The 11,326-nt window shown below is 69.9% G+C and carries 7 protein-coding genes; 4 read left to right on the forward strand and 3 right to left on the reverse strand.

Annotation, left to right across the window (positions count from 1 at the left end):
- The first annotated feature begins 151 nt into the window (after positions 1 to 151).
- Complete coding sequence (locus AC1DW3_RS10250) at positions 152 to 3,409, forward strand: hybrid sensor histidine kinase/response regulator (protein WP_477931065.1); 3,258 nt, start codon at positions 152 to 154, stop codon at positions 3,407 to 3,409.
- Here the strand turns inward: AC1DW3_RS10250 and AC1DW3_RS10255 are convergent.
- Together AC1DW3_RS10255 and AC1DW3_RS10260 are read right to left on the reverse strand one after the other, a co-directional pair.
- Positions 3,381 to 4,391, reverse strand: a complete 1,011-nt coding sequence (locus tag AC1DW3_RS10255) for a sensor domain-containing diguanylate cyclase (protein ID WP_477931067.1) — start codon at positions 4,389 to 4,391, stop codon at positions 3,381 to 3,383. The two genes, AC1DW3_RS10250 and AC1DW3_RS10255, sit on opposite strands and share 29 nt — an antisense overlap.
- 39 nt (positions 4,392 to 4,430) lie before the next feature.
- Positions 4,431 to 4,901 (reverse strand): Lrp/AsnC family transcriptional regulator, encoded by a 471-nt coding sequence (locus AC1DW3_RS10260; RefSeq protein ID WP_477931069.1) that lies wholly within the window; start codon positions 4,899 to 4,901, stop codon positions 4,431 to 4,433.
- Between the two features lie 196 nt (positions 4,902 to 5,097).
- On the opposite strand from AC1DW3_RS10260, the gene AC1DW3_RS10265 reads away from it, so the two are divergent.
- Together AC1DW3_RS10265 and AC1DW3_RS10270 are read left to right on the forward strand one after the other, a co-directional pair.
- Entirely contained in the window at positions 5,098 to 8,634 is a 3,537-nt protein-coding gene (locus tag AC1DW3_RS10265) for an indolepyruvate ferredoxin oxidoreductase family protein (RefSeq protein WP_477931071.1), read from the forward strand.
- Positions 8,635 to 8,740: 106 nt separating this feature from the next.
- On the forward strand, positions 8,741 to 9,292 hold the full coding sequence (locus AC1DW3_RS10270; protein ID WP_477931073.1) for a pyridoxamine 5'-phosphate oxidase family protein: 552 nt from the start codon (positions 8,741 to 8,743) through the stop codon (positions 9,290 to 9,292).
- 9 nt (positions 9,293 to 9,301) lie between these two features.
- On the opposite strand, the gene AC1DW3_RS10275 is transcribed toward AC1DW3_RS10270, so the two are convergent.
- Positions 9,302 to 9,847: a DinB family protein gene (locus AC1DW3_RS10275; RefSeq protein ID WP_477931075.1), complete on the reverse strand. Its 546-nt coding sequence runs from the start codon at positions 9,845 to 9,847 to the stop codon at positions 9,302 to 9,304.
- A 103-nt stretch (positions 9,848 to 9,950) separates the two neighbouring features.
- On the opposite strand from AC1DW3_RS10275, the gene AC1DW3_RS10280 reads away from it, so the two are divergent.
- Positions 9,951 to 11,326 (forward strand): CHASE domain-containing protein (locus tag AC1DW3_RS10280; protein ID WP_477931077.1); only part of this gene is annotated, 1,376 nt, incomplete at its 3' end.

Raw genomic sequence — 11,326 nt, forward strand, 5'->3', positions numbered from 1 at the left:
CCCTCGCCTGCCCTCGCCCTGCTGAACGCGGGCGTGTCCAGTCGGTCCCCCTGGGGGACGGCGATACATGCGGCGTCGAGCCGCATGTACATCGCCAGAGCGGGCCGGCTAGGGAGCGGCCCGGCGCTCGGCCCGCCGAGAAGAGGCACTGATGCGGTTGCGTCCCGCGCTGATGACCTGCGTGATCGCCGCGCTGGGGGTGGTCGGCGCGCGGCTGACGACGATCGCCATCGAACGCGAGGCCTCGGAGCGCAACGATGCCCAGCGCACGACGGTCGAGATCATCGCCCGCGACGCCGCCGGCCTGCTCGTGCTGACCCAGGACTACGGCCTCTATCACAGCGAACGCGCCGCGCGGCAGTGGAACCTCGTGCACCAGCGCCTGAGCCGGGCCCTCGCCGACTACGCCGCCGCCGATGCGGCCAGCGCGGAGCAGGTCGAGGACCTGCAGCACACGGCCCGCAGCCTGCCGCAGATCTTCGCCACGCTGCGCCAGGCCTCCCAGTCGCCCGTCGTCGACGCCGACGGCGTGGCCCGCCGCGAGACGCTGACCGACCAGCTCGTCAACGAGACGCGCCGCGTCAGCGACGGCGCCTTCGAGCTGTCGCGTGACCTGGTCGAGTCGCGACGCCGAGATGCTGTCAACCAGCGTTGGCTCGCTATTGCCACCCATGTTGTGACCCTGACGCTGACGCTGCTGCTGGCCGGCCTGTTGCTGAAGCGCGTGCTCGCGCCCATCGACAGGCTGCGCGCGGTGGCCAAGGCCGTCGAGGGCGGCGACCTGGCCGCCCGCAGCAGCCTGAACAGCAAGGACGAGCTGGGCCAGCTGTCCCAGGCCCTGGACGCGATGACGGCAGCCCTGCAGCAGCGCGACACGGCGCTGCGCGACAGCAACCGCCAGCTCGAGCGCAACGAGGCCTTCCTGGAGCGCGCCGGCCAGATGGCGGGTGTGGGCGGTTGGGAGCTGGACCTCGTCAGCGGCCACCTCAGCTGGACCGCCCAGACCCACGCCATCCACCAGTTGCCCCCAGGCACCGAGCTCGACACCGAGGCCATGCTGCGCGGCCTCATGCCCGAGTCCGAGCAGAAGCTGCGCGAGGCCATGGCCAGGGCCGCCAGCATGGGCGAGGGCTGGGACCTGGAGCTGGAGCTGCTGGCGCCCGACGGCCGCCTGCGCTGGCTGCATTCCGTGGGGGCCGCGGAGAGACAGGACGGGCGCGTCGCCAGGCTGGTGGGCGCCGTGCAGGACATCACCGAGCGCCGCGCCGCCGCCGACAGACTGCGCCGCGCGATGCTGGCGGCCGACGCCGCCAGCGCCGCCAAGAGCGATTTCCTGGCCAATATGAGCCACGAGATCCGCACGCCGATGAATGCCGTCATGGGCCTGAGCTTCCTGCTCGAGCGCACGGCGCTGGACGACGCCCAGCGCGACCTGCTGGCCAAGATGAGCAGTGCCAGCCGCTCGCTGCTGGACGTCATCAACGCGGTGCTGGACCTGTCCAAGATCGAGGCCGGTGAAATGGTGCTGGAGGCCACGCCCTTCGACCCGCAAGCCCTGCTGCGGGACGTCACCAGCCTCTTCCAGCCCCAGGCCGAGGCCAAGCACATCGCCTTGAACCTCGACCTCGATGCCGGCCTGCCGCCGCTGCTGCTGGGCGATGCAGCGCGGCTGCGCCAGATCGTCGGCAACCTCGTGTCCAACGCGATCAAGTTCACCGCCGAGGGCGAGGTCGCCTTGAGCGCGCGCTGCACCGAGGCGCAGGCACGGCCGCTGCAGCTCGAGATCGCCGTGCAGGACAGCGGCATCGGCATCCCGGCCGAAGCGCTGTCGCGCATCTTCACGCCCTTCACCCAGGCCGACAGCTCCACGTCGCGCCGCTACGGTGGCACGGGCCTGGGCCTGTCCATCGTCAAGCAGCTGTGCGAGCTGATGGGCGGCCAGGTTGGCGTCAGCAGCAGCCCGGGCGCGGGCACCCGCTTCCTGGTGCGCCTGCCCTTCGCGCCGGCGGTGGGCCTGGCCGCGGCTGCGCGGCCCTTGAAGCTGCTGCTCGCCAGCGACGACGCCACCCAGCGCGACGCCTTGCAGCGCCTGTGCACCGCCCTCGGCTGGCGGGCCGAGCCGCTGGACGACGCCACCGGGCTGGCCGAACGACTGGGCCGCAGCGCGCCCGATCTCGTGCTGCTCGACCACCGCCTGCTGCAGACCCTGACCCCCACCGAGCAGCGAGCCCTGCAAACCCGCCTGGCTGCCCTCCCCTGCGTGCTGATGAGCCGCGCGGCCGGGACGGGTCAGCTGCGTCTGCCGGCCGATGTGTCGGCCCTTTTCGATGCCGTGCACGCGGCCCTGGCCGGCCACGGTGCGGCCCGGCATCTGCTGGCCGGCGCGCCCGATGCCACGACCGTGCAGCGCCTGCCCGGCGTGCGTGTGCTGGTGACCGATGACAGCCCCATCAACCTCGAGGTGGCCCAGCGCATCCTGGCGCAGGAGGGCGCCATCGTCACACTGGCCCAGGACGGCGCCATGGCGGTGGCGCACTTGCGCGCCGCGCCGACCGCTTTCGACGCCGTGCTGATGGACGTGCAGATGCCTGTCCTCGACGGCCTGTCCGCGACGCGCAGCATCCGCGCCGAGCTCGGTCTGCAGCAATTGCCCATCCTGGCGCTGACCGCCGGCGCCCTGCTCAGCGAGCGCCAGCGCGCCTTGGACGCCGGCATGAACGGCTTCATCAGCAAGCCCTTCGACCCGGCCGGCCTCGTGCAGCTGCTGCGCGAGCATGTCGAGCGCGCGCAGGGCCGGCGGCTGCCCGTGGCCGCGCGCGCCAGCGAGGCCCAGGCAGGCGAGCCCTGGCCAGCGCTGGACGGTGTCGACAGCGACGAGGCCAGCCAGCGCATGCAGGGTGATGTGGCCTTCTACGCCCGGCTGATGGAGCGCCTGCTCGACGAGTTCAGCGACCTGACGGCGCCGTCACCGCTGGATGCCGCGCAGGTGGCGTCCCGGCTGCACAAGCTCGGCGGCAGCGCCGGCCTGCTGGCGGCACGGGCCCTGCGCGAAGCGGCCCAGCGCGGTGAAGCCCTGGCCCGTGCCGGCGGCGACTTCCATGCCGACCTGGCCGAAGTGGCGCGGCTGCTGACCGCCCTGGCGACGCAGGCCCGGCCCTGGCTGCAGGGCCGTCGCCCCGCCCCGCCGGCCGCGGCGGGCGGCCCTCTGGATGCGCTGGCGCTGGCGCGCCTGAAGCAGGCCCTGCAGGCCCACGACCTGGCGGCACTCGACCTGTTCCAGCCGCTGGCGCCGGCGCTGCGAGCGGCCTGCGGCGAAGCCGGTTTCGAGACGCTGCGCCGCGCGCTGGACCGGTTGGATTTCGAGGCGGCGTTGCGGGTGCTCAGCCCTGCTGACGCCGGACCAGCTTGACCCGGTACATCGCCGCGTCGGATTCCCTCAGCACCTGCTCGATGTCGGCATCGTTGGGGTCGATGCAGGCCACGCCGACGCTGGCGCCGGCGTAGTCGATGGTGGCGCTGCCCGCCGCATGGCGGCCGATGGTGGCCCCGGCCAGCCGCTGCTGCAGCAGGCGCGCCGCCGCGATGCCGTCGCCGCCGAGCTTGGGGCCGAGGCCGATGACGACGAACTCGTCGCCGCCCATGCGGGCCAGCACGTCGCCACCGCGCAGCCCCGCCTGCAGGCCGGCGGCCAGGGCGCGCAGGAAGTCGTCGCCGGCGTCGTGGCCATGCACGTCGTTGACCTGCTTGAAGCCGTCCAGGTCGATGGCGCCGGCCAGCAGCCAGCTGCCGGTGCGCTGGGCCAGCGCGCGCAGCCGGGTCAGCTCCAGCATCAGCGCGCGGCGGTTCAGCAGGCCGGTCAGTGAATCGGTCAACGCCTGCGTCTTGAGCTCGGCATTGGCCCGCTGCAGCTTCTCGACGAGGCGCTCGCGCTCCACATGCTGCTCGATGAGGCGGGCGAACAGATGCAGCACATGCTCGGCCGATGCCGTCATCGCGCGGCGCTGCGAGCTGGCCGCGCACAGCGTGCCGTAGAGGGCGCCGTCGTCGGTGCGCACCGGCGTGCTGACATAGGTCTGGATGCCGAGGTCGCGCGCCGCGCCGGAGTCGCCCCAGAGGCCGGCCACGTCATCGGTATAGGGGCGGTTCTCGTCCAGCGCGCGCTTGCACAGCGTGTCGCCCCAGGGCACGGTCAGGCCCTCGGGGATCTGCAGCTCGCGCGAGTTGCGCGCATACATGACGTGCTGCAGGCCCTCGGTGAGGTCGATGGTCGTCAGATAGGTCGACTCCAGGCCCGTGACGGCCTCCAGCATCTCCAGCAGCGGCCGGGTCAGCTCCTCCAGCGTGCGGGCGGTGGCGACGGAATCGGAGAGCTGGGCGAAGAAGGAATCCATGGGCTCGGTCGAGTCGCGACGAGCCCACTGTAGGACAGCTCAGCCCACCGGCAAGGCAGTTTCGTACTTGACCTCGCGCAGCACGACGTTGCTGCGCACGCTGCTCACGCCCGGCAACTTGAAGATGTGCTGCTGCAGGAACAGGTCATAGGCCTTCATGTCGGCGGCCACGACCTTGATGACGTAGTCGGCCTCGCCGGTGATGGCATGGCATTCGATGATCTCGCGCCGCGTGGCGATGAGCTGCTCGAACTGCTCGACCGCGCCCTCGCTGTGCCGCACCAGGCTCACATTGGCCAGCACGAGGATGGACAGGCCGATCTTTTCGCGGTCCACCAGCACGACCTGGCCGCGGATGACGCCGCGGTCCTCCATGTCCTTGACGCGCCGCCACACCGGCGTGGCCGACAGGCCGACCTTCTCGGCCAGGGCCTGGGTCGACAGGCCGGCATCGGCCTGCAGGGCCTCCAGGATCTGCAGGCTGGCGCGGTCGAGTGGGTTTGTTTCCATGTCAGTGGCGCCCGGCCGCCCGAAGGCACTGACGCGCCCCCTCGGGGGGCAGCGAGCAGCGCGAAGCGTGGGGGCGTTTCGTTAAATAGCCTCTTTGGAGAAGAATCATCTCATTGGGCCGGCGCTGACCCGGCAATGAGGCAAGTTCTTCCGCCACCGGGAGGGAAGAATTTCCCGCCCCCAAGGAGACAGTTAGATGGCCGACACCCCCGCCCTGCGCCCCTACCAGCTCAGCGACAACCTCGCGGCCGACAACGGCGCCGTCTTCCTGACCGGCACGCAGGCCCTGGTGCGGCTGCTGCTGGCGCAGAAGGCGCAGGACGAACGCGCCGGGCTGAAGACGGCCGGCTTCGTCTCCGGCTACCGCGGCTCGCCGCTGGGCATGGTCGACCAGCAGCTGTGGAAGGCCAAGAAATTTCTCGAGAAGGCCCACATCGAGTTCCTGCCCGCCATCAACGAGGACCTGGCCGCGACGGCCTGCCTGGGCGTGCAGCGCGTCGCCCTGGACCCGCAGCGCACCGTCGATGGCGTGTTTGCGATGTGGTACGGCAAGGGCCCGGGCGTGGACCGCTCCGGCGATGCGCTCAAGCATGGCAATGTCTACGGCACGTCGATGCAGGGCGGCGTGCTCGTCGTCTGCGGTGACGACCATGGCTGCGTGTCCAGCAGCACACCCCACCAGAGCGATCAGGCCCTGCAGGCCTGGAGCATGCCGCTGGTGCACCCGGCCAATGTGGCCGAGTACCTGGAGTTCGGCCTGTACGGCTGGGCCCTGAGCCGGTTCTCGGGGGCCTGGGTGGGCTTCAAGGCCATCTCCGAGGTCGTCGAGAGCGGCATGACGGTGGACCTGGACGCGGTGGCGCTGAACTTCGACCACGCCGTCGATTACGTCGCGCCGACCAATCTGCACATCCGCTCGGTCGACCTGCCCTCGCTGGAACTGGAGTCGCGCCTGGCGCACAAGATCGAAGCGGTGAAGGCCTTTGCCAAGGTCAACAGCATCGACAAGCACATCGTCACCAGCCCGGCCGCGACGCTGGGCATCGTGACCGTCGGCAAGGCCCACTACGACTTCATGGAGGTGCTGCGGCGCCTGGATCTCGACCCCAACGCGCTCGCCGCGGCCGGCGTGCGGGTCTACAAGGTCGGCCTGGTCTATCCGCTGGAGCCGACCCGCATCACCGAGTTCTGTTCCAACCTGACCGACGTGCTGGTCATCGAGGAGAAGGGCCCGGTCGTCGAGCGCCAGATCAAGGAGCTGCTCTACCACCTGCCCGACTTCCAGCGCCCGCGCGTCGTCGGCAAGACGGATGAGCATGGCTGTGCGGTGCTGTCGGCACTCGGCGAACTGCGCCCCAGCCGCATCATGGGCACGGTGGCCGACTGGCTGGCGCGCCTGAACCCCGCGCTGGACCGCCGCCATCTCGTCGTCGACTTCCTGACGCCGCAGCTGCTGTCCAACGCGGCCGACGCGGTGCGCCGCCAGCCCTATTTCTGCTCGGGCTGCCCGCACAACACGTCCACCAAGCTGCCCGAGGGCTCGCGCGCGCTGGCCGGCATCGGCTGCCACTTCATGGCGAGCTGGATGGAGCGCGGCACCTCCGGCCTGATCCAGATGGGTGCCGAGGGCGTGGACTGGGCGGCGCATTCGCGCTTCACGACCGAGAAGCATGTCTTCCAGAACCTGGGCGACGGCACCTACTACCACTCGGGCTATCTGGCCATCCGCCAGGCCATCGCGGCCAAGACCAACATCACCTACAAGATCCTCTACAACGACGCGGTTGCCATGACCGGCGGCCAGCCCGTGGACGGCCAGACCAGCGTGCCGCAGATCGCGCGCCAGGTGGAGGCCGAGGGCGTCAAGCGCCTGGTGGTCGTTTCCGACGAGATCGGCAAATACGACGGCCACCATGGCCTCTTCCCGACCGGCACGACCTTCCATGACCGCAGCGAGCTGGATGCGGTTCAGCGCGAGTTGCGCGAGATCGAAGGCGTCACGGTGCTGATCTACGACCAGACCTGTGCCGCCGAGAAGCGCCGCCGCCGCAAGAAGAAGGAATTCGCTGACCCGCCCAAGCGCATCTTCATCAACGAAGCGGTCTGCGAAGGCTGCGGCGATTGCGGCGTGGCGAGCAACTGCCTGAGCGTGGTGCCGGTCGAGACCGATTGGGGCCGCAAGCGCGCCATCGAACAGAGCAGCTGCAACAAGGACTTCTCCTGCGTGAACGGCTTCTGCCCGAGCTTCGTGTCGGTGCACGAGCCGGTGTTGAAGAAGAAGGCCGGCGGGAGCTACACGGCGCAGGACCTGGCGCGCGAACTCGCCGCCATCACGCCACCCGCGCCCTGGCAGTGGACGGGGCCGTTCGACCTGCTGGTCACCGGCGTGGGCGGCACGGGCGTCGTCACGGTCGGCGCGCTGGTCTCCATGGCCGCCCACCTGGAAGGCAAGCAGGCCTCGGTGCTGGACTTCATGGGCTTTGCGCAGAAGGGCGGCGCGGTGCTCTCCTTCGTGCGCGTGGCGCCGACGCTGGACCTGCTCAACCAGGTGCGCATCGACACCCAACAGGCCGACGTGCTGCTAGCTTGCGACATGGTCGTCGGCGCCTCGCCCGATGCGCTGGGCACCATCAAGGCCGGCCGCACGGTCATCCTCGCCAACACGCACGAGCTGCCGACCGCGACCTTCGTGCGCAACCCGGATGCGTCGCTGCAGGGCGACTCGCTGATCGCCAAGATGAAGTTCGCCGTCGGCGAGCAGGGTGAGCTCAGCACCATCGACGCCCAGGACATCTCCCAGCGCCTGATGGGCGACACCCTGCCCAGCAACATCATCATGCTGGGCGCCTGCTGGCAGCGCGGCCTGATCCCCGTCAGCGAGGCGGCGCTGATGCGCGCCATCGAACTCAACGGCGTCGCCGTCGAAGGCAACAAGACCGCCTTCGCGCTGGGCCGGCTGGCCATCGCGGCACCCGACGCCATTGCGAGACTGGCCGGTGACGTCAATGTCGTCAAGCTCTTCAACTTCGACCAGCTCGACGGGCCTGACGGCCTGATCGAGCGGCGTACCCAGTTCCTGACCGACTACCAGGACGCTGCCTACGCCCAGCGCTACCGCGCCCTGGTCGAGCGGGTGCGCGCTGCCGAATCTCAACTCGGCAAGGGTCAGCGCCTGACCCAGGCCGTGGCCCGCTATTACGCCAAGCTGCTGGCCATCAAGGACGAGTACGAGGTGGCACGCCTGTACACCGACGGCCGCTTCGAGAAGGCCATGAAGGACCAGTTCGAGAACTGGGAGCGCCTGAGCTTCCACCTCGCCCCCCCGCTGATCTCCAGGCCCGGCGCCGATGGCCGCGCGAAAAAGATCGAACTGGGCAGTTGGACCTTCACCGCCTTCAAGTGGCTGGCCAAGTTCAAGGGCTTGCGCGGCGGCGCGCTCGACATCTTCGGCAAGACCGAGGAGAGGCGCATGGAGCGCCAGCTGATCGTCGACTACGAAAAGCTGGTCGACGAGATCCTGGCTTCACTGACGGCCGACAAGCTCAACACCGCTGTCGAACTGGCCCGCCTGCCCGAGAAGATCCGCGGCTACGGCCATGTGAAGCATGCCAATGTCGTCGCCGTGAAGAAGCAGTGGCAGGCCCTGCTGGACCGCTTCCACGGCCGTGCGGTCGAGGTGGCGGCCCAGCCGGTGGCAATGCCGGTGCGGGTCAAGGGCGTGGCGGAGCTCTGAGCGCCTCGCGCCGTCTGGCCTGACAGCCACATGGCGTGAAGGCTGACACGGCCTGCCGCGGGCGCGACCTATCTTGAGGGAACCGTTGTTCAGCCAAGGATTCCCCATGACCGCCCCCATCCTGAATTCATCGAGCCAGGACATGCATCCCACCCACCCCAGGGATGCCGACGCCTTCCACGACCGCTCGGGCGCCGAAGCCCTCGAGAAGATCCGCGAGGTCGTGAAGAAGGCCGAGACCTGCTTCCTCGTCACGCATGGCGGCGTGCGCCCGATGGGTGTGCGCGAAATCGACGAGGACGGCACAATCTGGTTCCTCAGCGACAAGCACAGCCACAAGAACGCCGAGATCGAGGCCAACCCGCAGGTGGAGCTGTACTTCCAGGCCACCGAGCATTCCGGCTTCATGCACCTGAGTGGCCAGGCCACCGTGCTGCACGACAAGGCCCTCATCGACAAGCTCTGGACGCCGCTGGCCCGCGTGTGGTTCGAGCAGGGCAAGGACGACCCCTGCGTCAGCGTCATCCGCGTGCAGCCCACCGGCGGCCAGTACTGGGACAACAAGCACGGCGATGCCGTGGCCGGCGTGAAGATGCTGATCGGCGCGGTCGTCGGCAAGCAGTTCGACGACGGCGAAGTGGGCAGCCTGCGCCCCTGAGCGCGAGGTCTAGACGGGTTCGGCCCAGCCGAGCGCTGCCATGTCGGGGCCGCGATGCACCTGGTCCCCCAGCATGATGAAGTCATCCAGCTGCGGTGGCTTCACGGCCGTGCCGGCCAGCATCGCGTGCGCCTGCCCACGGTGGTGGGTCTGGTGCATGAAGAGGTGGGCCAGCACCCGTCCCACCGGTTCACGCGGTCCGTTCTCGATGCCGGCGCCGCGGTCGAAGGCGACGATGCGCTCTTCGTCGCCCGACGCCAGGCCTGAGCAGACCTCGATCAGGCGCAGGTCGCTTTCATCCTGGCGCGCCGCCAGCTCCAACACGGTCTTCGCTGGCACATAACTCGCCCAGATGCTGCGCATCGCCGCGTCGCCCCGCAGCGCGGCGATGTAGTAGTGGTCGACGTTGAGCACATGGTTCAGCGTCAGCGCCAGACTGGGGAAGAAGCTGGTGCGCGGCGCATGGAAATCGGCGTCGGACAGCTGTGCCAGCGCGCCGAGCAGGCGGCGGTTCATCAGGCGGTTGGCGCGGGCCTGGATCAGGAAGAGATTCATGGCGGGCATTGTGCGCGGGCCGGGGTCGCCAGGGGCTGACGGCGCGGGCCGGACATGCTTCAATCGATGCGCAGGCATTGCGCCGCCAGACAAGAGAGACAGCTTGCGCATCGGAGACGGCTATTCCGGGCCAGAGATGGTCAGCACGACCGCATGGGTGGCCGCTGCGGCGGTGCTGTCCCTCGGTCTCGCGCTGACGGCCGCGGCGGTCATCTGGCAGCAGCACCGCGCCGGCGCCGAAGCCCGCGGCCTGCAGGAGCGCCAGGTCGAGCGCCTGCAGGCCGACGTCGTCAAGCGGCTGACGATGCCGGTCTACGGCCTCAAGGGCGCGCGCGGCGCGCTCGCGGCGTTGGAAGGCAAGTTCAGCCGCGCCGCCTTCGATGCCTATGTCGAGTCGCGCGACCTGCCCATGGAGTTCCCCGGCGTGCGCGGCTTCGGCTTCATCGAGCGCGTGGCGCGGCGCGACCTGGATGCCTTTGTCGCCACCCACCAGCGCGAGGGCTCCACGGGTTTTCGCGTGCATGGTTCGGGCACCGACGAGACCCTCTACGTCGTCACGCAGATCTCGCCGTTCTCGCGCAACTTCGCAGCCTGGGGCATCGACTCCGGCGCCGACCCCGTACGCCGCCAGGCCATCGATCGCGCCATCGACACCGGCGAAGCCACCCTGTCCGCCCCCGTGCGCCTGGTGCAGGACCCGCTGAAGGGCCCGGGCTTCATGCTGCTGGTGCCGGTCTACCGGGAAGGGCACGACCCCGGCACGCCGACCCAGCGCCGCGCCGCGCTGCTGGGCCTGCTGTACGCACCGCTGGTGGCCAACGAGCTGCTGCACGGCGTGGCCGAGCCGGCGGCAGCGCTGCTGGACCTGAAGCTGTCCGCGAAAACGGCGGACGGCGAGTTCAGGCCGCTGCTGGCCCTGCACCGGGGTCAAGCCCTGACTCCCGAGGAAGCGGCCGACTATTCGCTGGCGGACGCCCCAACGGCCGAGGCGCTGTCCTTCACGGTCGCCGGGCGCGAGTTCATGCTCGACACCGCGCTGACGCACGACGCCGCCGTCAAGCTGCTCGGCCTGTCCGGCGTCGGCCTGGAGCTGGGCGGCGCCCTGCTGAGCCTGCTGCTCGCCGTGACGGTCTATCTGCTGGCCGCCGGCCGGGCGCGCGCCGAGGAGATGGCGCGCGGCATGACGGCCGACCTGACGCGGCTCGCCCGGGTGGCCAGCCACACGACGAACGCCGTCCTCATCACCGATGCCGAGCGCCGCATCAACTGGGTCAACGATGGCTTCACGCGGCTCAGCGGCTTCACGAGCGCGGAGGCCCTGGGCCGTCTGCCCAGCGAGCTGCTGCATTCCGAGCTGACCAACGAGGACACCGTGCACGGCATGCGCGAGGCCATGAACGTCGGCCTGGGCTGCAAGGTGGAGCTGATGCACCGCAGCAAGGACGGCCGCGACTACTGGGTGGACATCGAGATCCAGCC

This window comes from Roseateles sp. P2_H4 (assembly GCF_056403315.1).

Coding starts and splice junctions, on each gene's coding strand:
- AC1DW3_RS10255 (WP_477931067.1), bottom strand. CDS start 4,391: ATGGATTCCTTCTTCGCCCAGCTCTCCGATTCCGTCGCCACCGCCCGC.
- AC1DW3_RS10265 (WP_477931071.1), top strand. CDS start 5,098: ATGGCCGACACCCCCGCCCTGCGCCCCTACCAGCTCAGCGACAACCTC.
- AC1DW3_RS10250 (WP_477931065.1), top strand. CDS start 152: ATGCGGTTGCGTCCCGCGCTGATGACCTGCGTGATCGCCGCGCTGGGG.
- AC1DW3_RS10275 (WP_477931075.1), bottom strand. CDS start 9,847: ATGAATCTCTTCCTGATCCAGGCCCGCGCCAACCGCCTGATGAACCGC.
- AC1DW3_RS10260 (WP_477931069.1), bottom strand. CDS start 4,901: ATGGAAACAAACCCACTCGACCGCGCCAGCCTGCAGATCCTGGAGGCC.
- AC1DW3_RS10270 (WP_477931073.1), top strand. CDS start 8,741: ATGACCGCCCCCATCCTGAATTCATCGAGCCAGGACATGCATCCCACC.